General features: G+C 74.1%; 26 protein-coding genes. 11 read left to right on the top strand and 15 right to left on the bottom strand.

Going from position 1 to position 25,411, the window contains the following annotated elements; translation table 11 throughout:
* Nucleotides 1–94 precede the first annotated feature (94 nt).
* The gene (locus O2W14_RS00415) at nt 95–607 is read left to right on the top strand and encodes a VOC family protein (protein ID WP_269174111.1); all 513 of its coding nucleotides are present in this window, start codon (nt 95–97) and stop codon (nt 605–607) included.
* A gap of 110 nt (nt 608–717) precedes the next feature.
* On the opposite strand, the gene O2W14_RS00410 is transcribed toward O2W14_RS00415, so the two are convergent.
* The 3 genes from O2W14_RS00410 to O2W14_RS00400 all read right to left on the bottom strand — a co-directional run bounded on the left by O2W14_RS00410 (nt 718) and on the right by O2W14_RS00400 (nt 1,984).
* Nucleotides 718–1,215: a PaaI family thioesterase gene (locus O2W14_RS00410; RefSeq protein WP_269174110.1), complete on the bottom strand. Its 498-nt coding sequence runs from the start codon at nt 1,213–1,215 to the stop codon at nt 718–720.
* A 74-nt stretch (nt 1,216–1,289) separates the two neighbouring features.
* Nucleotides 1,290–1,757 carry a PTS sugar transporter subunit IIA gene (locus O2W14_RS00405; protein WP_269174109.1) on the bottom strand — a complete coding sequence of 156 codons (468 nt, stop codon included), beginning with the start codon at nt 1,755–1,757 and terminating at the stop codon, nt 1,290–1,292.
* Entirely contained in the window at nt 1,754–1,984 is a 231-nt protein-coding gene (locus O2W14_RS00400; protein ID WP_269174108.1) for a PTS glucose/sucrose transporter subunit IIB, read from the bottom strand. The genes O2W14_RS00405 and O2W14_RS00400 overlap by 4 nt, the downstream gene beginning before the upstream one ends.
* 234 nt (nt 1,985–2,218) lie before the next feature.
* Here O2W14_RS00400 and O2W14_RS00395 point away from each other — a divergent pair, with 234 nt between their 5' ends.
* Genes O2W14_RS00395 through O2W14_RS00380 form a run of 4 tightly spaced genes read left to right on the top strand, consistent with a single transcriptional unit; the run spans nt 2,219 to nt 6,265 of the window.
* Nucleotides 2,219–3,520: a PTS transporter subunit EIIC gene (locus tag O2W14_RS00395; protein WP_269174107.1), complete on the top strand. Its 1,302-nt coding sequence runs from the start codon at nt 2,219–2,221 to the stop codon at nt 3,518–3,520.
* Between the two features lie 17 nt (nt 3,521–3,537).
* Nucleotides 3,538–4,692 (top strand): N-acetylglucosamine-6-phosphate deacetylase, encoded by a 1,155-nt coding sequence (locus O2W14_RS00390; protein WP_269174106.1) that lies wholly within the window; start codon nt 3,538–3,540, stop codon nt 4,690–4,692.
* A 2-nt stretch (nt 4,693–4,694) separates the two neighbouring features.
* Nucleotides 4,695–5,492, top strand: coding sequence for a glucosamine-6-phosphate deaminase (gene nagB, locus O2W14_RS00385; RefSeq protein ID WP_269174105.1), 798 nt, complete (start codon nt 4,695–4,697; stop codon nt 5,490–5,492).
* A gap of 44 nt (nt 5,493–5,536) precedes the next feature.
* Nucleotides 5,537–6,265, top strand: coding sequence for a GntR family transcriptional regulator (locus O2W14_RS00380; protein WP_269174104.1), 729 nt, complete (start codon nt 5,537–5,539; stop codon nt 6,263–6,265).
* Between the two features lie 88 nt (nt 6,266–6,353).
* Here the strand turns inward: O2W14_RS00380 and O2W14_RS00375 are convergent, their stop codons facing one another.
* A complete protein-coding gene (locus O2W14_RS00375; protein WP_269174103.1) occupies nt 6,354–7,007 on the bottom strand; it encodes an FMN-dependent NADH-azoreductase in 654 nt (217 codons plus the stop codon).
* Nucleotides 7,008–7,112: 105 nt separating this feature from the next.
* On the opposite strand from O2W14_RS00375, the gene O2W14_RS00370 reads away from it, so the two are divergent.
* Nucleotides 7,113–7,466 carry a winged helix-turn-helix transcriptional regulator gene (locus tag O2W14_RS00370; RefSeq protein ID WP_269174102.1) on the top strand — a complete coding sequence of 118 codons (354 nt, stop codon included), beginning with the start codon at nt 7,113–7,115 and terminating at the stop codon, nt 7,464–7,466.
* 4 nt (nt 7,467–7,470) lie between these two features.
* On the opposite strand, the gene O2W14_RS00365 is transcribed toward O2W14_RS00370, so the two are convergent.
* Nucleotides 7,471–7,917 carry a rhodanese-like domain-containing protein gene (locus O2W14_RS00365; RefSeq protein ID WP_269174101.1) on the bottom strand — a complete coding sequence of 149 codons (447 nt, stop codon included), beginning with the start codon at nt 7,915–7,917 and terminating at the stop codon, nt 7,471–7,473.
* 102 nt (nt 7,918–8,019) lie between these two features.
* On the bottom strand, nt 8,020–9,552 hold the full coding sequence (locus O2W14_RS00360; protein ID WP_269174100.1) for a helix-turn-helix domain-containing protein: 1,533 nt from the start codon (nt 9,550–9,552) through the stop codon (nt 8,020–8,022).
* A 147-nt stretch (nt 9,553–9,699) separates the two neighbouring features.
* Between O2W14_RS00360 and O2W14_RS00355 the strand changes: the two genes are divergently transcribed.
* The 4 genes from O2W14_RS00355 to O2W14_RS00340 all read left to right on the top strand — a co-directional run bounded on the left by O2W14_RS00355 (nt 9,700) and on the right by O2W14_RS00340 (nt 13,277).
* The gene (locus tag O2W14_RS00355; protein ID WP_269174099.1) at nt 9,700–10,188 is read left to right on the top strand and encodes a nucleoside deaminase; all 489 of its coding nucleotides are present in this window, start codon (nt 9,700–9,702) and stop codon (nt 10,186–10,188) included.
* Nucleotides 10,185–11,480, top strand: a complete 1,296-nt coding sequence (gene codB, locus O2W14_RS00350) for a cytosine permease (RefSeq protein WP_269174098.1) — start codon at nt 10,185–10,187, stop codon at nt 11,478–11,480. Before O2W14_RS00355 ends, codB begins: the two co-directional genes overlap by 4 nt.
* Before the next feature lie 107 nt (nt 11,481–11,587).
* Nucleotides 11,588–12,247 carry a GntR family transcriptional regulator gene (locus tag O2W14_RS00345; RefSeq protein WP_269174097.1) on the top strand — a complete coding sequence of 220 codons (660 nt, stop codon included), beginning with the start codon at nt 11,588–11,590 and terminating at the stop codon, nt 12,245–12,247.
* Nucleotides 12,234–13,277, top strand: a complete 1,044-nt coding sequence (locus O2W14_RS00340) for a 1-aminocyclopropane-1-carboxylate deaminase (RefSeq protein ID WP_269174096.1) — start codon at nt 12,234–12,236, stop codon at nt 13,275–13,277. The genes O2W14_RS00345 and O2W14_RS00340 overlap by 14 nt, the downstream gene beginning before the upstream one ends.
* Before the next feature lie 40 nt (nt 13,278–13,317).
* Here O2W14_RS00340 and O2W14_RS00335 read toward each other — a convergent pair whose 3' ends face one another.
* From O2W14_RS00335 to O2W14_RS00295, 9 genes are all read right to left on the bottom strand, one after another.
* The gene (locus O2W14_RS00335) at nt 13,318–14,046 is read right to left on the bottom strand and encodes an alpha/beta hydrolase (protein ID WP_269174095.1); all 729 of its coding nucleotides are present in this window, start codon (nt 14,044–14,046) and stop codon (nt 13,318–13,320) included.
* A 1-nt stretch (nt 14,047) separates the two neighbouring features.
* The gene (locus tag O2W14_RS00330; RefSeq protein ID WP_269174094.1) at nt 14,048–14,251 is read right to left on the bottom strand and encodes a hypothetical protein; all 204 of its coding nucleotides are present in this window, start codon (nt 14,249–14,251) and stop codon (nt 14,048–14,050) included.
* 87 nt (nt 14,252–14,338) lie between these two features.
* On the bottom strand, nt 14,339–16,606 hold the full coding sequence (locus O2W14_RS00325; protein ID WP_269174093.1) for a SpoIIE family protein phosphatase: 2,268 nt from the start codon (nt 16,604–16,606) through the stop codon (nt 14,339–14,341).
* Between the two features lie 97 nt (nt 16,607–16,703).
* Nucleotides 16,704–17,825 (bottom strand): Gfo/Idh/MocA family protein, encoded by a 1,122-nt coding sequence (locus tag O2W14_RS00320; protein ID WP_269174092.1) that lies wholly within the window; start codon nt 17,823–17,825, stop codon nt 16,704–16,706.
* Nucleotides 17,822–18,592 (bottom strand): ThuA domain-containing protein, encoded by a 771-nt coding sequence (locus O2W14_RS00315; RefSeq protein ID WP_269174091.1) that lies wholly within the window; start codon nt 18,590–18,592, stop codon nt 17,822–17,824. Before O2W14_RS00315 ends, O2W14_RS00320 begins: the two co-directional genes overlap by 4 nt.
* Nucleotides 18,589–19,467, bottom strand: a complete 879-nt coding sequence (locus tag O2W14_RS00310; RefSeq protein ID WP_269174090.1) for a carbohydrate ABC transporter permease — start codon at nt 19,465–19,467, stop codon at nt 18,589–18,591. The genes O2W14_RS00315 and O2W14_RS00310 overlap by 4 nt, the downstream gene beginning before the upstream one ends.
* Before the next feature lie 7 nt (nt 19,468–19,474).
* Entirely contained in the window at nt 19,475–20,452 is a 978-nt protein-coding gene (locus O2W14_RS00305; protein ID WP_269174089.1) for a carbohydrate ABC transporter permease, read from the bottom strand.
* On the bottom strand, nt 20,445–21,692 hold the full coding sequence (locus tag O2W14_RS00300) for a sugar ABC transporter substrate-binding protein (RefSeq protein WP_269174088.1): 1,248 nt from the start codon (nt 21,690–21,692) through the stop codon (nt 20,445–20,447). Before O2W14_RS00300 ends, O2W14_RS00305 begins: the two co-directional genes overlap by 8 nt.
* Nucleotides 21,693–21,847: 155 nt before the next feature.
* Complete coding sequence (locus O2W14_RS00295) at nt 21,848–22,870, bottom strand: LacI family DNA-binding transcriptional regulator (RefSeq protein WP_269174087.1); 1,023 nt, start codon at nt 22,868–22,870, stop codon at nt 21,848–21,850.
* Nucleotides 22,871–23,092: 222 nt separating this feature from the next.
* On the opposite strand from O2W14_RS00295, the gene yicI reads away from it, so the two are divergent.
* The gene (gene yicI, locus O2W14_RS00290; protein WP_269174086.1) at nt 23,093–25,369 is read left to right on the top strand and encodes an alpha-xylosidase; all 2,277 of its coding nucleotides are present in this window, start codon (nt 23,093–23,095) and stop codon (nt 25,367–25,369) included.
* Nucleotides 25,370–25,411: the final 42 nt, after the last annotated feature.

Genomic DNA, 25,411 nt, shown 5'->3' with positions numbered 1-25,411 from the left:
CACGTCGGGTCGATGACACCCCGCCCGGCAGGTACTTGAAGTCTCAATCACCTGCGCGCACACTGGGGTCCCATCGACCCGCAGGAGCCTCACGATGCCCGTCCAGCGCCTCAACCACGCCGTCCTCTTCGTCCGCGACGTCGACCGCAGTGCCACCTTCTACCGCGACGTCCTCGGCTTCCGCGTCAAGGTCGAGATGCCCGGCCGGGCGGTGTTCCTGCAGGCCGAGGGGTCGACCAACGACCACGACCTGGGCCTGTTCGCGGTGGGGGAGCAGGCCGGCCCGTCCGGCGCCGGGCGCAGCACCGTCGGGCTCTATCACCTGGCCTGGGAGGTCGACACCCTCGGCGAGCTGGCCCGCATCCGCGGCGCGCTGGCCGAGGCCGGTGCCCTGACCGGCGCCTCCGACCACGCCACCACCAAGGCGCTCTACGCCCAGGACCCCGACGGCATCGAGTTCGAGGTCTCCTGGCTGCTGCCGGCCGACCTCATCACCCCTGAGATCGAGGCGCTGGGGGCCACCACCCGCGCGCTGGACCTGGCCGGGGAGATCGCCCGCTACGGCGCCGACACCCGCGGCGGCATCGGGGTCAGCGTCCCCGCCTGAGGCGGCGCGCCGGGCGGCGCGACCTGCCACCCGGCCGAGATCTGCGTTCTCGTGGTCTCTCTGGCGGGGAAGCCCCGAGAGCGCAGATCTCGACGGACGCCGTCCGTGGGTCAGGGGCGGAGGAGCAGGATGCTGCTGACGGCGGTGGCGAGCAGCCGGTCGGCGGCGTCGACCAGGCGCGCCTCGGCCAGCGCCGTCCGGCTGCCCAGGTGGGTGACGGTGCCGGTGCAGCGCACCCGGCCGGTGTCGACGGTGATCGGGCGGAGGAACTTCACCGTCAGGTCCAGGCTGGTGTAGCCCACGCCGGCGGGCAGCCTCGAGTGCACGGCGCAGCCGGTCGCGGAGTCCAGCAGGGTGGCGTAGACGCCGCCGTGCACCGAGCCGATCGGGTTGTAGTGGAACTCCGCGGGCTCCAGGGCGAAGACGATCCGGCCCTCCTCGACCGACTCGAGCTCGAAGCCCAGGGTGGCGATCACCGGCGGGGCGGGCAGCTCGCCGGCCGCCATCGCCCGCAGCACCTCGATCCCCGAGGACGTGCGGGCGGCGGCGACCGAGGCCCTCGGATCGCCCCAGGAGTAGGTCCGTTCGCGCATCGGTTCACTGCTCACCCGGCGGACCGTATCCCGGCCCCGCTGCAGGGCCCGCCGCGAGCGTGCGAGTGGCGGGGGCGGGGGGTGCTTCGTCAGGCTCCGGCGGGCCAGCGGAAGAGCTCGTCGCCGGCGGCCACCGAGGCGCCCGCGGTCACCGGCGGCATCGAGTCGGCGGCGGCGTCCATCACCACGACCGGGCTGACCGGCGACATGCCCGCGGCGCGCACCGCCGCCACGTCCACGGTGACCACCCGGTCGCCGGCGGCGACGTCGTCGCCCTCGGTCACGTGCAGCGTGAACGGGGCGCCGTCCAGCCGCACCGTGTCGATGCCGACGTGCACCAGCACGCCGCGGCCCTCCGGGGTCAGCACGATGAACGCGTGCGGGTGCACCTTGAGCAGCCGCCCGCCCACCGGGGCCACGACGTCGACCAGCCCGGCGTCCGCGGCCGGGTCGATGCCCACGCCGGCGCCCACCATCGAGGCGGCGAACACCGGGTCGGGCACGTCGGTGATCGGCAGCACGGTCCCCGGCAGCGGGGCGGTGACGAGCAGGCTCACAGCAGGTCGTTGACGTCGTCGGCCAGCGAGTCCGCCTCGGGTCCGACGACGACCTGGACGATCCGCCCGGCGACCAGCACGCCGTGGGCGCCGGCCTGCTTCAGCGCGACCTGGTCGACCAGGGACGGGTCCTTGACCTCGGTGCGCAGCCGGGTGATGCAGCCCTCGACGTCGTCGATGTTGGCGGCGCCACCCAGTCCGGCGACGATCTGCTCGGCCTTGCCCATGGAGCTCTCCTCCCGGCGGCCCGGGGGCCGCGATCACGTCGTGGAGTCGTACAGGTAACGGCATCCGACCGGCGGCGTCCAGGGTGTTGACAGGCGGTGGGCGCGCCCACCATCCTCCCGGATCAACTGGTCATGACCGGACGGTACCGGTTGGTCGACGTCCGAGGGAATGGCCGGCGAACAGCTCGGCAGTTCGTGTCGTCCCGTCCCGCGCACCCACCCGAGGAGAGCCCCATGGCCAGCCTGACCGCCGCACCACCGAAGGAGCGTCGAGGCCTCGCCGGCCTCCAGCGCCTGGGCCGCAGCCTGATGCTGCCCATCGCCGCGCTGCCCGCCGCCGGCCTGCTGCTGCGCCTGGGGCAGGACGACATGATCGGCCGCTGGGAGTCCCTGGAGACCGTCGCCGCGGTGATGGCCGCCGCCGGCAACGCCCTGTTCGGCAACCTGCCGCTGATCTTCGCCGTGGGCATCGCGATCGGCTGGGCGAAGAAGGCCGACGGCTCGACCGCGCTCGCCGCGGTCGTCGGCTACCTGGTGCTGTCCAACGTCTTCGAGGCGATGAGCCCGGTCGTCCTGGGCGCCGCGGCCGAGGGCGAGGACCAGGAGCTGATCAACTTCGGGGTGCTCGGCGGCATCCTGGTCGGCATCATCACCGCCACGCTGTGGCAGCGCTACTACCGGATCAAGCTGCCCACCTACCTGGGCTTCTTCGGTGGCCGGCGGTTCGTCCCGATCATCACCGCGATCGTGATCATGCTGCTCGCGGTGGTCATGTCGTTCCTCTACAAGCCCTTCGACAGCGCGCTGACCAGCCTCGGCGAGGCCGTGGACGGCAACACCGTCGTCGGCGGCGGCATCTTCGGCACGGTCAACCGCCTGCTCATCCCGCTGGGGCTGCACCACATCGTCAACACCGTCGTGTGGTTCTCCCTGGGTGACTTCACCGTCGGCACCGAGACGTTCAGCGGCGACATCCCCCGGTTCCTCAACGGCGACCCGGACGCCGGGACGTTCACCACCGGCTTCTTCCCGATCATGATGTTCGCCCTGCCCGCGGCCGCCATCGCCATCTGGCACGAGGCCCGGCCGGAGCAGAAGAAGATCGTCGGCGGCATCATGCTGTCGACCGCGCTCACCGCCTTCCTCACCGGCATCACCGAGCCGCTGGAGTTCTCCTTCCTCTTCGTGGCCTGGCCGCTGTACCTGGTGCACGCGCTGCTCACCGGCACCTCGCTGGCGCTGACCAACGCCCTCGGCATCCACGACGGCTTCAGCTTCTCCGCCGGCGCGATCGACTACCTGCTCAACTTCGGCATCGCCACCAAGCCGCTGCTGCTCATCCCGATCGGGCTGGGCTACGCGGCGATCTACTACGTGGTGTTCCGCTTCGTGATCCGGAAGTGGAACCTCAAGACGCCGGGCCGCGAGACCGACGCCGAGGCCGTCGTGAGCAGCACCGACGACGGGGCCGCCCCGGCCGCGACGCCGGAGACGGTCGCGCCGAGCAGCACCACCGAGCCCAGGACGCAGTCCTGACCGACCGGCCCGCCCCCGTGCTGCGGGGCCGGCTGGTCACCGGCGGCTCGGTCACCGACGACGGCATCGTCGCCGTCGTCGGTGACCGGGTCTCCTGGGCCGGGTCGGCGGCGGACTGGGACGGCGAGCTGCCCCCGCCTGCCCCGGACCGGCTGCTGCTGCCGGGCCTGGTCGACCTGCACTGCCACGGCGCGGCCGGTGCCGGGTTCCCCGACGACGACGTCGACGGGGTGCGGACCGCCGCCGCCCACCACCGCGCGCACGGGACGACGACGCTGGTCGCCAGCCTGGTCTCCGCCCCCGCCGCGGTGCTGCACGAGCGGCTGGCGCTGCTCGCCCCGCTGGTGCACGCCGGTGAGCTGGCCGGGGTGCACCTGGAGGGGCCGTTCCTCTCCCTGGCCCGCTGCGGCGCACAGGACCCGGCCGCACTGGTGCCCGGCGACCCGGAGCTGCTGCGGTCGCTGCTGGCCACCGGGGTGGTCGTCTCGACGACGCTGGCGCCGGAGACCGCGCACGCCGCCGAGCTGGTCGCCGTCCTGCGGGAGCACGGTGCGCTGCCCAGCTTCGGGCACACCGACGCCACCGCCGGGGTGACCACCGCAGCGGTCCGGGCCGCATCCGCGACCGGCCCGCTGTCGGCCACCCACCTGTTCAACGGGATGCCCCCGATGCTGTCCCGCGCCCCCGGCCCGGTCGCGGCCTGCCTGGCCGCCGCGGCCCGCGGTGAGCTGGTCGTCGAGCTGATCGCCGACGGCGTGCACCTGGCCCCGGAGACGGTGGCCGCCGTGTTCGACCTGGTCGGTCCCGGACAGGTCGCGCTGGTCAGCGACGCGATGGCGGCCGCCGGCATGCCCGACGGCGCCTACCGGCTGGGGGCGCTGTCGGTCGAGGTCAGCGGGGGAGTGGCCCGGCTGTCCGGTGGCGAGGGCCCCGGCGCCATCGCCGGCGGGACGGCGCGGCTGGTCGACGTCGTCCGCTGCGCCGTGGCCGCCGGTGTGCCGCTGGCCGACGCCGTCCTCGCCGCGACCGGCACGCCCGCCGGGCTGCTGGGCCGCGACGACGTCGGCCGCCTCGTCCCCGGTGCCCGCGCCGACGTGCTGGTCACCGACCCCGACCTGATCCCCACCGCCGTCCTCCGGGCCGGTGCGTGGGTGCCCCGAGAGGAGAGCTGACCGTGGAGGTCGTCCTGCTGCCCACGCCCGAGGACTGCGGGCGGGTGGTCGCCGACGCCGTCGTCGGCTCGGTGCTGCCCGCACTGGCCCGGAGCGGGCCGGTCGTGCTCGGCCTGGCCACCGGGTCCTCGCCGCTGCTGGCCTACCAGGAGCTGTTGCGCCGGCACCGCGACGAGGGGCTGTCGCTCACCGGCGTGCAGGCGTTCCTGCTCGACGAGTACGTCGGCCTGCCCGCCGGACACCCGGAGTCCTACCGCGAGGTCATCCGCCGCGAGCTCACCGACGCCCTGGGGCTGGACCCGGCGGTGGTGCACGGCCCGGACGGCGCCGCGGCCGACCCGCTGCAGGCCGCCCGGGACTATGAGGCGCAGCTGCTGGCCGCCGGCCCGGTCGTCGTCCAGGTGCTGGGCATCGGCAGCAACGGGCACGTGGGCTTCAACGAGCCCGGCTCCTCGCTGGCCAGCCGCACCCGGGTCAAGACGCTGACCGAGCAGACCCGCACCGACAACGCGCGGTTCTTCGGCGGGGACGTCGACGCCGTGCCCCGGCACGTGATCACCCAGGGGCTGGGCACGATCCTGGGCGCGCAGCACCTGGTGCTGGTGGCGACCGGGGAGGGCAAGGCCGAGGCGGTCGCCGCCGCCGTGGAGGGGCCGCTGACCGCGTCCTGCCCGGGGTCGGTCCTGCAGCTGCACCCGCACGTGACCCTCGTGGTCGACGAGGCGGCCGGCAGCCGGCTGGTCCGCGCCGACCACCACCGCTACGTGCTCGCCCACAAGCTGGCCTCCCAGGGGTGGTGAGCGCGGCGGCGTGGGGACCCGGCCGCACTGGCACGATGACGGCCGTGTCCGAGCCCCTCATCGTCGACGGGGTGGTGCCCAAGCACGAGCAGCTGCGGGGCCGGCTGACCGAGCTGGCCGCCCGGCTGCCCGCCGGGTCGCCGCTGCCGGGGGAGCGCCAGCTGTGCGTGGAGCACGGGGTCAGCCGGATCACCGTCCGCGAGGCGATCGGGCAGCTGGTCAGCGAGGGCGTGCTGGTGCGGGTGCGCGGCAAGGGGACCTTCGTCGCCGAGCGGGCCGCCCGCTCGCAGCTGCACCTGGCGTCCTTCACCCAGGACATGCGCCGGCTGGGGTTGCGCCCGGGCACCGTCGTCCTCGACGTCGCCCGGCTCGCCCCGCCGCCGGCGACCCGGCGCGCGCTGCAGCTGCCGGCCGGTGCCCAGGCCTGGCACGTGCGCCGGCTGCGGCTGGCCGACGAGCAGCCGATGTCGATCGACGACGGCTGGTACGACGCGCAGAGGTTGCCCGACCTGGACCGGCAGGACCTCACCGGTTCGCTGTACACCCTGCTGGCCGAGACCTACGGCTGCACGATCGACCGGGCCGAGCAGACGGTGCGGGCCACCGACGCCGACCGGGAGCGCGCGGCGCTGCTGGGGATGTCCACCGGCCGGCCGGTGCTGGTCTTCGACCGGGTCTCCTACAGCGGCGACCGCCCGGTCGAGCACGCCGAGACGACCTACCGCGGCGACCGCTACGAGGTGCAGATGACCGTGGGGCTCGGCGACGGCTGACCCCGCTCATGGAGTCCCAGCGCGTCAGGAAGTGAGCGCTGGGACTCCATCGGCCCCGCTGCAGGGCGGGGGGCAGCAGGGTCCTCCGTCAGGCGGCGGCGCGGGCGCTGGTGAGCAGGCGGCCGTGCTCGGCGGCCTCCCGCTCGGCCGTCTCCTTGAGCTCGGCGGCCATCTCGGTGAAGGAGTCCAGCGCCGGGTTGACCCCGACCAGGGTGAAGTCCCGCTCGACGACGCGCAGGTCCATGCCCCAGACGTCCTCGAGGATGCGGCGCATCCAGCTGGTGGCGTGGTCCCAGCCCTCGCGCGGGGTGCCGGCGCTGTAGTTGCCGCCGCGCACGGTGACCAGCACCGCGGGCTTGCCGATCGTCGGGGCCTCGGCGCGCGGGCCGAACCGCGGGTCGGTGATGACCATGTCGACGTAGGTCTTCACGTGCTGCGAGACGCCGAAGTTGTACAGCGGGACGGCGAACAGCAGCGCCTCGGCATCGGCCAGCTCGTCGGCGAGCGTGGCGGCCAGGGCGGCGGCCTCGCTCTGGGCCGGGGTGCGCTGGTCGGCGGTCAGGTAGGACCCGCTGACGGCGTCGGCCCAGGCGGTGGCCGGGAGGGGCTCGGTGCCGACGTGCCGGCGGGTGACCGGGGCGTCGGGGTTCCCGGCCCGCCACTCGCGCTCGACGATGTCCGCGATCGCGCGGCTGGCCGACCCCTCGACCCGGATGCTGCCGTCCAGACGGAACAGAGACATGACTGACTCCCCGATTGCTAGTCGCTAGCCGTTTGCTAGTACTTCGGGAAAGCTAGCACTACGAGAAGCGAAGTGCACGGGGTCGCCACGCCGTACGATGGCGGGGTGACCGAGGAGCTGCTGCACACGCCGACCGCGTGCGACGGCGCCCTGGTGCGGGCCTTCGGCTTCCTGGGCAAGCGCTGGAACGGGCTGATCATCGGCGTGCTGGCCGGCGGTCCCGCGACCTTCTCCGGGCTGCGGCGGGCCGTGGGCGGGATCAGCGACTCGGTCCTGTCCGACCGGCTGACCGAGCTCACCCGGGCCGGGCTCGTGCAGCGCACCGTCGACGACGGCCCGCCGGTGTCGGTCGGCTACCAGCTCACCGAGGCCGGGCAGTCGCTGTCACCGGTCCTCGAGCAGCTCGCCACCTGGGCCCGCACCAGCCTCCCCGAGCAGGAGTGCACCGGCCGCTGCTGACAGGTCAGCAGCCGCAGCTCACCGCGGCCGGTGCGGTCAGCGGGTCGACGGGGGAGTGCTCGACGCCGTCCGCGGTCTCCACGGCGAGGCCCTCGCGGGCCCAGTACTCGAAGCCGCCGATCATCTCCCGCACCCGGTAGCCGAGGTGCGCGAGCGCCAGCGCCGCCCGGGTCGCGCCGTTGCAGCCCGGCCCCCAGCAGTAGGTGACCACCGGGACGGCGGGGTCGAGCTCGGCCGCCGCCCGTGCGCCGATCTCCCGGCCGGGCAGGTGGACCGCGCCGGGGACGTACCCCTGCGCCCAGGACTCCGCGCTGCGGCTGTCCAGCAGCACGAAGCCCGGCGCACCGGACTCGAGCGCCGCGGAGACGTCGGAGACGTCGGTCTCCACCGCCAGCCGACGGGCGAAGTGGGCGGCGGCGACGGCGGGCAGGGTCGTCCAGTCCAGGCTCATGCCGCCCATCGTGCGAGCTGCCCGGAGTCGTGGCGAGGCTCCCGACCGCCGTCCTCCGCAAGGAAACGGCCAGGGCGCGACGCCGACTGACATGTCAGTACGTCAGCCGCCCGGCCGGCGGCGCCGGGGGCGCTGCTGGGCGGCTCGGGCGTCGAGCAGGGCACGGGCACTGGTGGCCACCACCAGGTGCTCGTGGGACGTCGGGTCGTCGACCGGGCGCCCCAGGAGCGACTCGATGCGGGCCAGCCGCTGGTAGAGCGACTGGCGTTGCACGTGCAGCGCCTCGGCGGTCCGGGTCCTGCTCCCGCCGTGCCGGAGGTGGACGGCGAGCGTCTGCACCAGGTCGCTGCCGTGCGCTGCGTCCCAGGCCAGCAGCGGCGCCAGTGCGTCGTCCACCAGGACGGCCAGCGCGCCGTCGTCCAGCCGGCCCAGCAGCCGCAGCAGCGTCAGGTCGCGGGTGGCCGCGGTCCCGCGTCCGAGCAGCGTGGCCACCGGCAGCGCGTCGTGCGCCTCCCGCAGCGACCTGCCGGCGTCGGCCACCGGGACCTCGGGACCGACCGTGGTGACCGCCCCGGCGGAGGGGAGCACCGCCGCCAGCCACCCGGCCGGGTCCGGGCGGTCCGGCGCCGGCGGGACGGCGACCAGCCCGACGGCCTCGCCGCGGACCCGGTCGGCGAGCAGCTCCAGGCCGTGGGTCTGCGCCAGGTGGGCCCAGGTCGCCAGCACCTGCCGGGGATCGGGGGCCGAGGCGGCGATGCCCAGCACCCGCGCGTCCGGCGAGGGGTGGAAGCGCGCCAGGCCGGCGCGGACCAGCAGCTCCCGGGCCCCGGGCACGGCGTCGGCGAGGAGGTCGGCCAGCAGGGGCGCCGCGAGGTCCCCCGGCGACCCCGTCCCCGACTGGCCGACCGCCACCGCCGCGACGCTGGCCAGCCGCGCGGCCAGCACCCGGAGCCCGGGCAGGTCGGTGGCCGGGCCGGGGCCGAGGAGGACCTGCCCCCAGTCGACGTCCCAGATCCGCACCGGGGAACTCGCTGCGGGCCGGCGGAGCAGCCGCTCGGTGGCCCGCTGGTCGCCCAGCCCGGCAGCGGCGACCACCTGGCCCGACCGGGTGACCAGCGCGGCCGGGCCGCCGGTCGCGGCCGCGGCGCAGGACACCACGGCGGGGGTCCCCCCGCCGGCCGCGAGCGCCTGGTGCACCTGGTGGACCACGTGGTCGGCCATCCGCAGCCGGGGCGCCTCCGCGTGCAGGATCGCGCCGTTGGCCTCCTCGGAGATGCGGATGAAGGGCACGACCTGGCGCAGCACGTACAGCGGCAGGCCGTGCCGGGTGGCCTCGTCGAGGATCTCGTCCGGCAGGTCGGTCAGCGACCGGCCCAGCTCCATCGCCACCGCGGCCACCCGCCGGGCCGCCAGCTCGCGGACCCAGTGCCGTCGTGCCCCGGCGTCCACCCCGGCCAGGCCGAGTCCGGTGGTGAGCAGCAGGTCCCCGGCCGACAGCAGCGGGCCGATCTCGTAGATCTCGCTGGAGTGCACCCAGCGGACGGCGGTGCCGAGCTGGGCCGGTGCGACGGCGACCTCGGGCCGGGCCTGCCGGACCGAGGGGAGCAGCAGGAACTCGGCCAGCGTCAGCGCCACGACGTCCCCTCCCGGCCGGACAGGACGTCCTGGACCGGGGCGATGATCCCTGACGGGGTGCTCATTGCCCACCCCCTGCTGTTCAGCAACGCTCCCCTCAGGCGCAACCCGCACCCGCGGAGGTGTGCAGCACCCGAGGAGGCACCCATGACCGACCCCCGGCAGCAGGACCAGGACCGCGCGTGGCTGGAGGTGGCCCTGGCGGAGGCCCGGGCCGGGCTCGCCACCGGCGGCGTGCCCATCGGTGCCGCGCTGATCGGCCCGGACGGCACCGTCTGGGGCCGCGGCCACAACCGGCGCGTGCAGGACGGCGACCCGTCCGTGCACGCCGAGACGGCGGCGTTCCGCGCGGCCGGGCGCCGCCCCTCCTACCGCGGCGCCACGATGGTGACCACGCTGTCGCCCTGCTGGTACTGCAGCGGGCTGGTGCGCCAGTTCGGCATCACCCGGCTGGTGATCGGTGAGGCGCAGAGCTTCTCCGGCGGGCACGACTGGCTCGCCGAGCACGGGGTGGAGGTCGTCGTCCTCGACGACCCGGCCTGCACCGAGCTGATGACCGAGTTCATCGCCGCCGAGCCCGCGGTGTGGAACGAGGACATCGGCGAGGACGTCGTCCCGTCGGAGGCCGGCCGATGAGCACCAGCACGAGCAACCAGGCCGGGGCCCCGGCCGGTGCCGTCGACCCGGACTACCCCATCGACCCGGTGCCCGCGTCCGCGCGGCAGTCACTGTTCTCCCTGTCCGTGGTGCTGCTGGGCTTCACCTTCTTCACCCCGACGATGCTGGCCGGCGCGCAGATCGGGGCGGCCTTCACCGCCGGCAGCCTGGTCTGGGTGCTGCTCCTGGGCAGCGCGGTCCTGGGCGTCTACGTCGCCGTGATCGGGGGCATCGGCGCCCGGACCGGGCTGACCACCGTGATGATGTGCCGTTACACCCTCGGCACCCGTGGCTCGAAGCTCGCCTCGCTGCTGCTGGGCGGCACCCAGATCGGCTGGTACGGCGTCACCGTCGCCACCCTCGCCCAGCTCACCGCCAGCGCCCTGGGCTGGGAGGGCCGCGGGCCGGAGGTCGCGCTGATGGTGGTCGGCGGCGCGGTGATGGGCGCGACCGCGTACTTCGGCTACCGCGGCATGTACGCGCTGTCGCTGGTCTCGGTCCCACTGCTGCTGGTGCTCGCCGGGTGGGTCACCTGGCGGTCGCTGCAGGAGGTGGGCGGCTGGAGCGGGTTGGCGGCCATCGTGCCGACCGAGTCGATGACCGTGGCGGTCGCGGTGACGATCGTCGTCGGCACCTTCGCCTCCGGCGGCACGCAGGTCCCGAACTGGACCCGCTTCGCGCGCACCCCGTCGGCCGGTCTCTGGGCCTGCCTGGTGGCCTTCTTCCTCGGTGAGCTGCTGATGCTGGGCTTCGGCTCGATCGGCGCGCTGGCCTTCGGCGAGGGCGACTTCGTGCTGGTGCTCTACCAGCTCGGGCTGGTCGGGTGGGGGCTGGTCTTCCTGGTCGCCAACCTCTGGACGACGAACGACAACACGGCCTACAACTTCGGCGTGGCCGGCGCTGAGATCGCCGACTCCCGGTCGAAGAAGCCCTTCGTCGTGGGCGGCGTCGTCCTGGGCACGCTGCTGGCCGTCACCGGCATCTACGACAACCTCATCGACTACCTGGTGTGGCTGGGCATCCTGATCCCGCCGCTCGGCGGCGTGGTGATCGGCGACTTCCTGGCCCGGTGGCGCGGTGGCATGTCCGGTGACACCGCGCTGCTGCCCGGCGTCGAGTGGCGCAACGTCGGCGTCTACGTCGTCGCCTCGCTCGCCGCCTGGGCGAGCAACGAGGCCGAGTGGGGCATCCCGCCGGTGATCGGCGTGCTGGTGGCGGTCGCCGGGGTGCTCCTGGTGCAGCGCGGACGGCGCCCGGCTCCCGTCGGCTGAGCCGACTGCGGCACGGGACGGACAGCAGGGGTGGGGACCGCGGTCCCCGCCCCTGCTGTCGTGCGTGGCCTTGACACGACGGCCAACTGACATGTCAGATGTCAGTTGTGCCGATCGAACCCGTCTCCCGCGTGCTGCTGCGCGACCAGGCGGTGACCCTCATCCGGTCGGCGATCCTCAGCGGTGAGCTGCCGCCCGGCTCGGTGGTCAAGGACAGCGCGCTGGCCGGCCGGCTGGGCCTCTCGGTCGCCCCGGTGCGCACGGCCCTGGCCCGGCTGGCCGACGAGGGCCTGGTGGAGAGCAAGCCGCAGAGCCACACCCGGGTCACCCCGCTGGTCCTGCGGCAGGTGCGCGACGCCGCGGTGGTGGTCCGGGCGATGCACGAGCTCGCCGTCGCCGAGGCGGCTCCCGCGGTGACCGCCGCGGACGTCACCGCGATGCGGGCGGCCAACCGGCGGTTCGCCGTCGCCGTGGCCACCGGTGACCTCGACACCGCGCTGGCCGCCGACGACGAGCTGCACGAGGTCCTGCTGGCCCGCTGCGGCAACGGCGCCGTGCGGGCCACGATCGACCGCTTCACCCCCGCCGTCCGGCGGCTGGAGCGGCAGCGCTTCGCGGCGGCGCACGGCCACGGGTCCGTCGTCCTGCACGAGCGACTGATCAGCGCCTGCGCGAACGGCGACGTCGCCGCCGCCGTGTCCACCACGACCGAGATCTGGACCGCCCTGCTGTCCGAGCTGGAGGAGACCCCCGATGAGCGTTCCTGACCCCGCCCGGCCCTCCCTGGGGGACTTCCCCCGCCACCCGCTGCTGTTCGGACCCTCACCGGTGCACCGTCTCGACCGGCTGACCGCGCACCTGGGTGGTGCCGCGGTGTGGGCCAAGCGCGAGGACGTGAACTCCGGGATCGCCTACGGCGGCAACAAGACCCGCAAGCTGGAGTACCTGGTCGCCGACGCCCTGGCCCAGGGCTGCGACACCCTCGTCTCGATCGGCGGGGTGCAGAGCAACCACACCCGGCAGGTCGCCGCCGTCGCCGCGCACGTCGGGCTGAAGTGCGTGCTCGTGCAGGAGAGCTGGGTCGACTGGCCCGACGCCGTCTACGACAAGGTCGGCAACATCCTCATCTCCCGGCTGGCCGGCGCCGACGTCCGGCTGGTGAAGGCGGGCTTCGGCATCGGGTTCAAGGAGAGCTGGGAGACCGCGCTCGCCGAGATCACCGACCGCGGGGGCAAGCCCTACCCGATCCCGGCCGGCGCCTCGGACCACCCGCTGGGCGGGCACGGCTTCGCCAACTGGGCGCACGAGGTCGCCGCGCAGGAGGCCGAGCTCGGCGTCTTCTTCGACACCGTCGTCGTCTGCTCGGTGACCGGCTCGACCCAGGCCGGCATGGTCGCCGGCTTCGCCCAGCTCGAGGAGGCCGGTGCCCGGCCGCGCCGGGTGCTGGGCATCGACGCCTCCGCCAAGCCGACCGAGACCCGCGACCAGGTGCTGCGGATCGCGCAACGGACGGCGGCCGCGATCGGCGTGGAACGAGAGCTCACCCTCGACGACGTCGAGCTCGACGAGCGGTACCACGCCGGGATCTACGGCATCCCGGACGCGACGACGATCGCGGCGATGGAGCTGGCCGCGCGCACCGAGGGCATGGTCACCGACCCGGTCTACGAGGGGAAGTCGATGGCCGCGACGATCGACCTGGTCGGCCGCGGCGAGATCGACCGCTCGTCCACCGTGCTCTACGCCCACCTCGGCGGCCAGCCGGCCCTCAACGGCTACAGCGCGCTCTTCTCCTGAGTGAGCGTTGCCCGGCCACTCGGCTGGGCAGCGCCCCTCCTCACAGCGGGACGGCGAGACCCTCCGGACTCGGCTGGCGCAGCGCCTCGGCGATCGAGGGCCGCATCGGCTCCAGGCCGGTGCCGGCCAGGACGACGTCCCGGACGAAGGCGTGCCAGGCACCGGAGCGGCGGACCATGCCGTGCCCGCCGACGACGGTGAACCGGGCGACCCGGGCGCCGGCGCGGCGGGCGCGCACGGCGAACTCGGCCGACAGCCGGGCGGGCACCCAGCGGTCGCCCCGGCCGTGCAGGATGGCCACCGTCTGGTCGCGCAGGTGCATCACCGGCTCACCGGGCGGCGTCCAGGGGGCCAGGGCGCAGACCGCGGTGACCGATGGCTCGCCGCCGGCGCGCAGCGCGGCCCGGCCGCCCATCGAGTGCCCGACCAGCACGATCGGGACGTCGGTGCCGTGCTGCTCACGCAGCTGCCCGATCGCCCAGCGGACGTCGGCGTGCGCGTCGGCGGCCTCACCGTTCCACCCGGCCACGCGGTAGCGGAGCAGGGCGGTGGCGATGCCGCGCTCGGCGGTGGCCGCGTGCACGTAGGTCTCGATGGCGCGCATCCGCACCAGCGACAGCGCCCGCTCCTTGGGCGGTTCGATGCTGGCGACCGTGCCGCCGTGACAGAACAGGGCGATGCCCCGGGTCTCCCCGGTGGCGGCACGCTGCTCGAGCGCGGGCCGGCGCGGTGCGGGCCGGTCGGCGTCGGGGGTGACGGGGTCCGTCACCTCAACGGCGCTTGCGGCCGCCGCGCAGCCGGTCGCGCGTGCGGTCACCGAGGGCGCCCGCCTTGAGCAGCCCCTTGCTCACCGAGGTGGGCCCGTTGCGCCGCTCGAGGGTCTGGCCGAGCTTGCGGAGCAGGCCGCTGGCGATCGGGACGATGAAGGTGAGCAGGACCCAGGTGCGGAACCGGCGGGTGAGGAAGAGCCACATGATCAGCCCTCTGCCCGGATCGGCGGCTGCGCAACCGGGCCGGCCGGGAGCGGTCGCCCCCCGCCGAGGCGTGACCGGGCGCCGGGGTCAGTGCAGTCGCACGCAGATGACGGCGACGTCGTCGGAGGGCGTGTCGGCCAGCCGCATGAGCACGTCGCACAGGTCCGCGGGGTCGGCGTCGTCCGGCTGTGCGGTGAGGGTGGCCAGGAGCCGGTCGATCCCCTGGTCGAGGTACTGGTCGTGGCGTTCGATGAGGCCGTCGGTGTAGGCGACCAGCGTGCTCCCGCGCGGTGCCCAGACCGTGGCCGAGGCGCGGGTCGTGGTCGCGTCGACGCCGAGGATCAGCCCGTGGACGTCGTCCAGCAGGTGGACGGTGCCGTCGGGGTGGCGCAGGACCAGCGGCGGGTGCCCGGCGTTGGCGACCTCCAGCCGCCACCGGTCCTTCCCGCCCGTGGGCCGGTGGGCGTGCACGTGCGTCAGGGTGGCCAGCCCCGGGACCGAGAGCACGTCCATCAGCTCGTCGACGCGGGCCAGCACGTCGGCGGGGTCGGGGCGGGTGGCGTCGTGGGCGCTGGCCCGCAGCAGGCCGCGGAGCTGGCCCATGGTGGCCGCCGCGTCGACGTCGTGGCCGGCGACGTCGCCGATGCTGATCCCGATGCTGCCGTCGGGCAGGGGCAGCAGGTCGTAGAAGTCCCCGCCCACGGCCGCGGCGGCGGACGCCGACTCGTACCGGGCCGCGGCCTGGACGTCGGGCAGGTCGGGGAGGGTGGGCAGCAGCGCGCGCTGCAGGGCCTCGGCGACCGAACGCTGCCCCTGGTAGAGCCGGGCGTTGTCCAGGGCCAGCCCGGCCCGGCCGGCCAGGTCGCTGAGCAGCTCCACGGCGTCGCGGTCGAAGGCGCCGGTGCGGGCGCTGGTGAGCACCAGCACCCCCAGGGTGGCGTCCCGCGCCTGCAGGGGCAGGGCGACGAGGGACCCGATGGCGAGCTGGTCGATGAGCTGGTGGACGGCGGAGTCGGGGTAGCGCGCCCGGGCGTCGGCCGCGGACACGTCCGGGACCACGGTGGCGCCCCCGCTGCGCAGCGAGTCGGCCGCGGGGGAGTGCGGTGTCAGCGGGCGGCCGGTGACCCTCCTGCCCAGCCGGGAGAGCTCGTCGTCCAGGCCGTCCCGGTGCCGGAGCACGGTGGAGGTGACGACGTCGTCGCTGCCCAGCCGGGCGATGAACACCGAGTCGGCCAGGGTGGGCACGCACAGCTCGGCGATGCGCTGCATGAGGTCGTCGACGTCCAGCGTGCCGGTCAGCGTCGCCGACGCCTCGCTCATCAGCTGCAGCCGCCGGCGGGCGGTCTCGGCGGTCTGCCGGGCCTGCCGCTCCGCCTGCAGCGCGGCCTCACGCTGGTGCTCCAGCCGGACCTGGGTGCTCACGTCGTGCTGCACCCCGACGAAACTGGCCAGCTCGCCGGCGCCGTCGAAGATCGGCGTCAGGGTCAGCTGGTTCCAGAACGTGGACCCGTCGGCCCGGTAGTTCAGCAGCGTCACCGTCTCCTGACGCCCGGCCGCGACCGCCTCGCGGACGGCGGTCACCGCGTCCGGGTCGGTGTCCGGGCCCTGCAGGAAGCGGCAGTTGAAGCCGATCGCCCGGTCCGCGGGGTAGCCGGTCACCGCGGTGAACGCCGGGTTGACCCAGACGAGCGGGTTGTCGGGGCGGCGGGCGTCGGCGATGGTGAAGCAGACCTCGGTGGCCTGGATCGCCTGCTCCTGCAGCCGGCGCAGCTCCTCGTCGGTGTCCCGCGCCACCGGTGCCCCGGCGGGCCCGCCGCCGTCGAGCGGGAGCAGCACCACCAGCGAGAGGTCCCGGTGGGCGTGCTGGTCGGCGCCGGGTGGCGCCGGGTCGCGGTCCAGCGGCAGGCCGGTGATCGACAGCAGCTCCGGATCGGCGCCCGCGGCCGGGTGCACGCCGGGCAGCCGCACCGGTTCGCCGTCGACCGGCAGCCCCCGGGTGATGCGCGACAGCGGGGCGTCGGCGCCGTCCAGGGCGCCGCCGGAGGCGTCGGTCAGGCCGGCCGCGGCCGCCCAGGCGTCGAGGCCGACGGGCAGCCCGATGTCACCGGCCAGGGCGATCGCGGCCCGGTTCGCGAAGGTCACCGTCCCGTCGCGCCGGTCGACCAGCAGCACGGCGACCACGGACCCGCCCAGGACGGCGGGCAGCGTCCCCGCGTCCCCGGGCCCGGTGGCGGCGGCCGAGGTGGCCTGGGCCAGCACGTCCGCCCGGGCGTCGCGCTGGGCGGCGGTCAGCCGGTCCCGGCGCGGGTCGACCGGACCTGCGGAAGGGCCCCCGGCCTGCTCCTCGCTCGGCACCGGGGGGCCTCCGTGACGTGCTCCGTGCATGGTCGAACAGTAGGTGACGCACGACCGACCGGCGGTCGAGCGGCCAGGGGAGGTCCGGGTGGCCGGACTACCCGGCGGCGGTCAGCGCCTCGCGCACCGACGGCCAGCCGGCGAGCGTCTCGCGGACCGCGGGGTGGGCCTCCTCCGCCAGCGCCTGCGCGTGCGCCCGGGCCAGCACGTCGTCCAGCTCCACCGGCGCACCGGTGGCAGCCGACTCGACCGCCGCCTCGACCATGGCCAGGCTCATCACGTTCTCGTGCACCTCGCCCATCGGGGTCTCCCCGGTGCGCAGCGCGGCGCAGAACACCTCGAGGGCGCCGGCGATGTCGCTGTGCGGCGAGCGCGGCCGGTCGGTGGCGACCAGCCCGTCGGCGTCCAGCACCGGCTCGGTCTCGCCGTCCCACAGGGCGGTGCCGCGCTCGGCGCTGACCCGCCAGCTGCCGTTCCAGGACGTCTCCGCGCCGGGGGCGCACCACGAGCCGGTGTAGGAGTACCGCGAGCCGTCGGCCATCGTGAACAGTGCCGTGGCGTTGGCGTCCCCGGCGTACCAGCTCCACGGCGGGTTCCACGTGGAACAGGACGCCGACACCGGCTCGGCGCCCAGCAGGTACCGCGCGGTGTCGAAGGCGTGGATGGCCATGTCCACCAGCAGCGGCTGGTCCATCGCGTCCCGGAACCCGCCGAAGTGCGGCGCCTTGAAGAACTCCGTGGTCAGCGTGCCGACCGCGCCCAGGTCCTGCACCAGGCCGTGCAGTGCCGCGACCCGCGGGTTCCACCGCCGCGACTGGCTGACCATGAACAGCTCGCCGCTGACCTCGGCCGCCGCGGCCAGCGACAGCGCCCGGGACAGCGTGTCCGCGGCGGGCTTCTCGCCCAGCACCGGCAGGCCGGCCAGCAGCGCCGCGGTGGTGACCGGGTGGTGGGCGACCGGCACGGTCACGTCGACCACCGCGGCCGCACCGGTCTGCGCGGCCAGGGCGACCGCGTCGGTGCCGATCGGCAGCTCGGGCCGGCCCAGCTCGGCGGCGGCCCGGCCGGCGGCGGCGGTGTCCAGGTCGACGATGCCGACCAGCTCCACCTCGGCCGAGGCCTCGAGCGTGCGCAGCCACGCCCGGCCCATCGCGCCGGCGCCGACGGCGACCACCGGCAGGGGTGCGTGCTCCCCGCAGTCGATCCGGCGGTGGGTCACGCTCCGCCGTACCCGTGGCCGGTGAAGAAGTCCTCGGTGTCGTAGCGCAACAGGGTCGGGTACGCCCGCTCCGGGCGGTCGGTCCGGGCCCACTCGACGGCGTTGGAGATGACCCGGCGCACGCCCTCGTGGAAGTAGACGGGGTAGTCCTGGTCGCCGGGGCGGAAGTAGAAGATCTTCCCGTGCCCGCGCCGGAAGGTGCAGCCGGAGCGGAACACCTCGCCGCCGGAGAAGGTCGACAGGAACACCAGCTCGTCGGGGGCGGGGATGTCGAAGAACTCCCCGTACATCTCGTCCTCGTCGATGACCATCGGGTGCGGGACGCCGCGCGCGATGGGGTGCGTCGGGTCGACCGTCCACACCAGCTCGCGGTCGTGCGCGCTGCGCCAGCGCAGCGTGCACGTCGTCCCCATGAGCTTGGTGAAGATCTTGGACCAGTGGCCGGAGTGCAGCACGACCAGGCCCATCCCCGACAGCACGTGCCGGTGCACCCGCTCGACGACCTCGTCGGAGACGTCGGCGTGCGCCGCGTGGCCCCACCAGGTGAGGACGTCGGTGCCGGCCAACACCTCCTCCGTGAGACCGTGCTCGGGGTCGCCGAGGGTCGCGGTGCGCACCACGACCCGCTCGCCGAGGTTGGCCTCGATGCCCTCGGCGATGGCACCGTGCATGCCGGTGGGGTAGCGGGCGGCCACCTCGGGCTCGCGCTGCTCGTGCACGTTCTCGCCCCACACGGTCACGCGCAGGGGCTGGGCGGGGACGGTCACTTGACGGCACCTCCGGTGACGCCCGCGGCGATGTACCGCTGGGCGAGGACGAGCAGGACGACGGCCGGCACGGAGGACAGCACGGCGGCGGCCATGACGGTGCTCCAGTCGCTGACGTAGGTCCCGATGTACTGGTACAGCCCGAGGGTGATCGGGCGGACGTCGGCGTTCGTCGTCAGCGTCAGGGCGAAGAGGAAGTCGCCCCAGGTGAAGAGGAACGTGAACATCCCGGCGGTGATCAGGGCGTTCCGGCTGATCGGCAGGATGATGGAGAAGAAGGCGCGGATCGGGCCGGCGCCGTCCATCCGGGCCGCCTCGGTGAGCGAGGGCGGGATGCTGGCCATGAACGACCGCATGATGAGGATGCCGAACGGGATGCCGGCGCTGGAGTTGGCCAGGATCAGCCCGGGGATCGAGTTGAGCAGCCCCAGGTCGTTGTAGGCGCTGTACAGGGCGTTGGCCACGACGATCCCGGGGATCATCTGGCTGATCAGGATGCCGAACAGCACGATCCCGGCCCCGGGCACCTTGAAGGTGGCCAGCGCGTAGGCGGCCGGGGCGGCGATGAGCAGGCTGACCACGACGCTGCCCACCGAGATGACCAGGCTGGTCATCAGGTTGGCGCCCTGGTCGCTGAACGCGGTCGCGTACCCCTCGAAGCTCAGCGAGAAGGGGAACCACGAGGTCTGCGCCGCCGAGCCCGAGGGCTGCAGCGAGACGTTGAGCATCCAGTAGAGCGGGAAGAGCAGGACGGCCAGGATCGCGATGCCGGCGACGGTGTAGCCCCACGGACCGCGGGCGCCGGCGGTCCGCCGCCCGGACTTCTTCTGCGCGGGGGCGGTGTCGGGCAGGGGGAGGGCGGTGCTCAGCGACACGGGGACCTCACTCGTCCAGGGCGCGGCGGTTGGCGCGCAGGTAGAGGACCGCGAACACCAGCGAGACGACGATGAGGATGTTGCCGGCAGCAGCACCCTGGCCGAAGTCGAACTCCTGGAAGCTCAGGTTGTAGGACTGCGTGGCGATGGTCTGGGTCGAGTTGGCCGGCCCGCCCTGGGTCAGGCCCAGGATGATGTCCAGCGCCTTGAGCGTGTAGACGACGCCGAGCACCAGCACGACGGTGACGACCGGGCGCAGCAGCGGCCAGGTGACGTGCCGGAAGGCCCGCCAGCGGGTGGCGCCGTCCAGGGCCGCGGCCTCGTAGAGCTCCTCGGGGATGTCCTGCAGCCCGCCGTAGAGGATCGTCGTGTTGAACGGGATCCCGATCCAGATGTTGATCGCGACCACGGTGATCAGCGCCAGCGAGGTGCTGGTCAGCCAGCCCGGGTTGGCGTCGGTGACGCCCAGGCCGCCGAGCACCTGGTTGAGCACGCCGGTGTCCTTGTCCAGGATCCAGCGCCACACCGCACTGGCCGCGATGAGCGGGATCAGCCAGGGGAGGAGCAGCAGCGAGCGCAGCAGCCCGGACAGCGGGAAGCGCTTGCGGAAGAACAGCGCGATGGCCAGGCCGATGACGAACTGGCCGGCGATCGAGCCGACGGTGAACAGCACCGTGTTGACCGCGGCCTTGGTGAACACCGAGGAGCCGATGACCTCGCGGTAGTTGTCCAGGCCGACCCACGGCGCCTCGCCGGTGACGAAGGTGCGGGTCGTGTAGCGCTGGAAGCCCATCAGGGCGTTCTGCACCACGGGGTAGCCGAAGAACAGCAGCATGTAGACGACGGCCGGGACGAGGAAGCCGATCTGCAGCAGCCGCTCCCGCGACCGGGTCGAGGTCCGGCGCGGACGCGGCTCCTCGACCTCGGGCCCCGCCGGGCGGGCGGCGCTGGTCGCGCCGCCCGCCCGCTGCTGGGTGTCAGCCATTCTGTGCCTGCTGGAGCGCCTCCTCCGGCGAGGCGCCGCCGGTGAGGGCGGTCTGCACCGCGGTGTAGATCGCGGTGGCGGCCGTCGGCCACTCGTCCTGGAGCTTCGCGGTGCGCGAGCGCAGGTCCGGGACGACGTCGACGAAGGCCTGCATGCGCTCGTCCTGGGCCACGACCTGCTCGCCGAGCTCGGCCTTGGTGGGCACCGAGCTGTTGGTCAGGGCGTTGTCGACCATGTTCTCGTCGGAGTTGACGCACTGGACCACGGCTGCGGCCTTCGCCTTGCGGGCGTCGTCACCGGTCTCGGGCACGGTCCAGGTGGCGCCGCCCAGCGGGGCGACGACGGTGCCGCCGGCCTCGGGGGCCGGCAGCGGCACGACCTGGTACTTGACCTCGGGGTTCTCGGCCAGCACCGGGAACTGCCACGGACCGTTGATCATCATCGCCGCGTTGCCGGCGATGAACTGGTCGTTGACGTCCTCCTGGCCCCAGTTGAGCACCGACTCCGACGCCGACCCGCTGGAGAGCAGGTCGACCCACAGCTGCAGCGCCTCGGCGGTCTCGGGGGTGGCGATGTCGGTCTCGTCGCCGCCGTTGGACCACATGAAGGGCAGGAACTGCCAGGTGCCCTCGTAGGTCGGCGGCGCGGAGAACGCGATGCCGTAGCGGTTGCCCTCGGTCAGCGCCGCGGCCGCCGTCTTCAGCTCGTCCCACGTGGTGGGGGGCTGGATGCCGGCCTCGGTGAGGATGTCCTCGTTGTAGAACAGCGCCAGGCTCTGCGTCGTGGGCTGCAGGCCGTACAGCTCGTCCTCGAAGGTGTTGGCGTCCACGACGCCCTGGCTGATGCCCTCGGCGGTGACGCCCAGCTCGCCCAGCGGCGCCAGGGCCCCGGCCGCGGCCAGCTGGCCGACGTCGGGGTTGTCGATGCTGAGGATGTCCGGCAGCGTCTGGGACGACGCCTGCTGCAGGGTCCGGGCGATGATGTCGCCGCCGGGCACCGAGTTGCGCTCGATGGTGACGCCGTTGGCCTGGCCGCAGCTGTCGAGCAGCTCGCCGTAGTAGGTCGCGCCGGGGTCGGTGACGAAGGTGTCCTGCACGGTCAGGCTGGTCACCTCACCGCCCGCGCCGCCGCCGGCGGCGGCGTCGGAGTCGCTCCCGCCGCAGGCCGCGAGGGCCAGGGGTGCGGTCAGTGCCAGTACTGCCGCGCCGACGGTGCGGTTCTTCGCTCCACGTTGAGCCATTGCCGGTCCTTCCGGGAGTGCCGGCAGCCTCGCCGGTCACACGGGCTGTGGCGACGGCGTCGCCACAGTGGTGCGGAACGACGTCGATGCGTATCGACGCCGGTCGAGCTCAGGCCCGGGTGGGCCTGCATCGGGCGGCCGTGCGGCCGCCGGAGTCAGGGGGCGGCGAGGGTGGTCTCCCGCCGGGTCAGCCGCGGGGCCACCAGCTCCACCCCGCCGGCGGGGCCCTCGCGGCCGCGCTCGAGGTGCCGGAACAGGATCTGCATGGCGCGGGCCGAGACGTCCCGCGGCTCGGTGGACACGTTGGTCACCGGGGGGACGGTGGTCATGGCCACCGCGTCGGTGCACAGGCCGACGACCGTGACGTCCCGGCCGGGGAGCACGCCCCGCTCGGTCAGCGCCTGGACGACCCACGGCACCGCGGAGGAGGCGGGGACCAGCAGGGCCGGCCGCGGGCCGCCGATCCGCAGCGCCTCGGCGACGGCCGCCCGGGCTCCCTCGCGGGAGACCTCGACCGGGCTCACCGCCAGGTGCTCGACCCCGGCGGCGGCGGCCGCCTCCACCGCCGCCCGCTCGAAGCGCCCGACGTAGTTGGCCCCCCGGGCGATCTCCTCGGCGGACCAGCCCAGGACGACGACGCGGTCGTGGCCGGCAGCGACGACCTCGGCCACCGACAGCCGCGCGGCCTCCGGGTAGTCCAGGTCGACGCAGGGCAGGCCCTGGGGGTCGTCCGGGATGCCGATCAGGATGACCGGGACCCGGCTGGCGGCCGCCACCGGCAGCCGGGCGTCGGCGGCGGCGATGTTCATCAGCACGATCGCGTCGCACAGCGACCGACCGGCCAGCCGGGTCAGCGCCGCGGTGCCCTCGTTGTCGGTGACCAGCAGGACGTCGTGGTCCTCCGCTCGCGCGCACCCGGCGATCGTCTCGATGAAGGGCAGCAGCGCGGTGGTGTCCCCGGCCGTCCCGAAGGGGACGACCAGGCCGACGACCTGGGTGCGCTGGCTCGCCAGGGCCCGGGCGCCGGCGTTGGGCTGGTAGGTCAGCTGGTCGATCGCCGCCTGGACCCGCTTGCGCGTGTCGGCCGAGATGGGCCGGCGGCCGCTCATGACGTAGGAGACGGTGCTCTGCGAGACGCCCGCGAGGCGGGCGACGTCCCGGCTGGTGAACGCGGCCATCACCACCCCCTCCGATCATCATCGATACGGATCGACTGCGGAACCGGACGTTAGCAACGTCACGCTCGGCAGCGCAAGACCCTCTTTCCACGACGATCGGCTGACCTGGGAGCTCTCGCGGGCGACGGCTTGCCGAGGCGCGGGGCGGTGCCCTACCGTCCCTCCGCAGCAGCCGTCGAAGCGTATCGACGGGCCACTCGACGACGAGGCGGACGCACACGCATGAAGTTCACCGACGGCTACTGGCAGGACCGTGCGGGCTTCTCCGTGCTCCGCCCCCGCGACGTCCGGGCGATCACCGCCGCGGCCGACTCGATGACCGTGCTGGCCCCGACCGCGGTGATCCGCGAGCGCGGCAACACGCTCAACCAGCCGGCCGTCACGATCACCTACAGCTCGCCGGCCCCGGACGTGATCCGGGTGCGTATCGAGCACTGGGCCGGCGGCGTCCCGCGGCGTCCGGAGTTCGCGGTCGCCGAGGACCCGTCCCAGCACGTCAAGGTCGAGGTGGACGCCGAGGCAGGCGTGCTGACCTCCGGCGGGCTGTCGGTGCGGGTGCCGCGCGGGCCGGGCTGGCTGGCCGAGTTCGTCGCCGACGGCCGGGTGCTCACCTCCAGCGGGTCGAAGTCCGTCGGCATCGTGACCACCGACGCCGGTGAGCACCACGTGCACGAGCAGCTCGCACTGGCCGTCGACGAGCACGTCTACGGGCTGGGGGAGCGGTTCACCCCGTTCGTGCGCAACGGCCAGGTGGTCGACGTCTGGAACGCCGACGGCGGCACGTCCAGCGAGCAGGCCTACAAGAACGTGCCGTTCTACCTCTCCGACCGCGGCTACGGGGTCTTCGTCGCCCACCCGGAGCACGTCTCGTTCGAGGTCGCCTCCGAGGTCGTGTCCCGCACCCAGTTCAGCGTGCCGGGGCAGACGCTGGAGTACTACGTCGTCAACGGCCCGACGCCGAAGGACGTCCTCCGCCGCTACACCGCGCTCACCGGGCGGCCGCCGCAGGTGCCGGCCTGGTCCTACGGGCTGTGGCTGTCGACGTCGTTCACCACCGACTACGACGAGGCCACCGTGACCTCGTTCATCGAGGGGATGGCCGAGCGGGACATCCCGCTGAGCGTCTTCCACTTCGACTGCTTCTGGATGCGCGAGTTCCGCTGGTGCGACTTCGAGTGGGACCCGGAGGTCTTCCCCGAGCCCGAGGAGATGCTGGCCCGGCTCAAGGCGCGTGGCCTGCGGGTCTGCGTGTGGATCAACCCCTACATCGCCCAGGCCTCACCGTTGTTCGCCGAGGCCGCCGCGCAGGGCTTCCTGGTGCGCCGGGCCGACGGCAGCGTGTGGCAGTGGGACATGTGGCAGGCCGGCATGGGCCTGGTCGACTTCACGAACCCCGGCGCCGTCGCCTGGTACCAGGGCAAGCTCCGCGGCCTGTTGGACATGGGCGTGGACGCGTTCAAGACCGACTTCGGTGAGCGCATCCCCACCGACGTCGTCTGGCACGACGGCTCGGACCCGCAGCGGATGCACAACTACTACGCGCAGGCCTACAACGCCGCCGTGTTCGACCTGCTGCGCGAGGAGCGCGGCGAGGGCGAGGCCGTCGTCTTCGCCCGCTCGGCGACCGCCGGCGGCCAGCAGTTCCCGGTGCACTGGGGCGGTGACTGCTTCTCCACCTTCGAGGCCATGGCCGAGACGCTGCGCGGCGGGCTGAGCCTGGGGCTGTCGGGCTTCGGCTACTGGAGCCACGACATCGGCGGCTTCGAGGGCACCCCGGACCCGGAGGTGTTCAAGCGCTGGGTCGCGTTCGGGCTGCTGTCCTCGCACAGCAGGCTGCACGGGTCGAGCTCCTACCGGGTGCCGTGGGCCTTCGACGAGGAGGCCGTCGACGTGCTGCGCTCCTTCACGCAGCTGAAGCTGTCGCTGATGCCCTACCTGGGCGCGGTGGCCCGGCAGGCCAGCGAGGACGGGCTGCCGATGGCCCGCGCCATGCTGCTGGAGCACCCCGACGACCCGACGACGTCGTTCCTGGACCGGCAGTACCACCTGGGCGAGTCGCTGCTGGTCGCGCCGGTGTTCTCCGCCGACGGCACCGTCCGGTACTACGTGCCGGAGGGGGAGTGGACGTCGCTGCTGTCCGGGGACGTCGTCGCCGGCCCGCGCTGGGTCACCGAGCAGCACGACGCGCTGAGCCTGCCGCTGCTGGTGCGCCCGGACACCGTGCTGCCGGTCGGTGCCCGCAGCGACCGGCCCGACTACGACTGGACCGACGGCGTCGTCCTGCGCCTGTACCGGCTGCGCGACGGGCACCGCTCGCAGGTCGTCGTCCCCGGTGACGGCAGCGGTGGCGCGGACGCCGTCTTCACCGTCGAGCGCACCGGTGACCTCGTGACCGTCACCGCCGCGCACGCGCCGGGTGCCTGGAGCGTGCAGGTCGCCGGCGACGCCGCGACGGCCGTCCCGGCCACCGGGGCGGCGTCGGTGCAGCTGCGCCTCTGACCGCGCCGCGGCCCGGTCCCCGGACCTCCCGCCCGGCCGGGG

Origin of the sequence: Modestobacter sp. VKM Ac-2986 (assembly GCF_026967795.1) — a bacterium.
Classification (GTDB): Bacteria; Actinomycetota; Actinomycetes; order Mycobacteriales; family Geodermatophilaceae; genus Modestobacter.
The sequence above is the reverse complement of the archived record's forward strand: the minus strand, read 5'-3'. Positions and strand labels throughout refer to the sequence as shown.

Coding starts and splice junctions, on each gene's coding strand:
- O2W14_RS00415 (WP_269174111.1), top strand. CDS start 95: ATGCCCGTCCAGCGCCTCAACCACGCCGTCCTCTTCGTCCGCGACGTC.
- O2W14_RS00400 (WP_269174108.1), bottom strand. CDS start 1,984: ATGGGCAAGGCCGAGCAGATCGTCGCCGGACTGGGTGGCGCCGCCAAC.
- O2W14_RS00395 (WP_269174107.1), top strand. CDS start 2,219: ATGGCCAGCCTGACCGCCGCACCACCGAAGGAGCGTCGAGGCCTCGCC.
- O2W14_RS00375 (WP_269174103.1), bottom strand. CDS start 7,007: ATGTCTCTGTTCCGTCTGGACGGCAGCATCCGGGTCGAGGGGTCGGCC.
- O2W14_RS00365 (WP_269174101.1), bottom strand. CDS start 7,917: ATGAGCCTGGACTGGACGACCCTGCCCGCCGTCGCCGCCGCCCACTTC.
- O2W14_RS00355 (WP_269174099.1), top strand. CDS start 9,700: ATGACCGACCCCCGGCAGCAGGACCAGGACCGCGCGTGGCTGGAGGTG.
- codB (WP_269174098.1), top strand. CDS start 10,185: ATGAGCACCAGCACGAGCAACCAGGCCGGGGCCCCGGCCGGTGCCGTC.
- O2W14_RS00340 (WP_269174096.1), top strand. CDS start 12,234: ATGAGCGTTCCTGACCCCGCCCGGCCCTCCCTGGGGGACTTCCCCCGC.
- O2W14_RS00330 (WP_269174094.1), bottom strand. CDS start 14,251: ATGTGGCTCTTCCTCACCCGCCGGTTCCGCACCTGGGTCCTGCTCACC.
- O2W14_RS00305 (WP_269174089.1), bottom strand. CDS start 20,452: ATGGCTGACACCCAGCAGCGGGCGGGCGGCGCGACCAGCGCCGCCCGC.
- O2W14_RS00300 (WP_269174088.1), bottom strand. CDS start 21,692: ATGGCTCAACGTGGAGCGAAGAACCGCACCGTCGGCGCGGCAGTACTG.
- O2W14_RS00295 (WP_269174087.1), bottom strand. CDS start 22,870: ATGGCCGCGTTCACCAGCCGGGACGTCGCCCGCCTCGCGGGCGTCTCG.
- yicI (WP_269174086.1), top strand. CDS start 23,093: ATGAAGTTCACCGACGGCTACTGGCAGGACCGTGCGGGCTTCTCCGTG.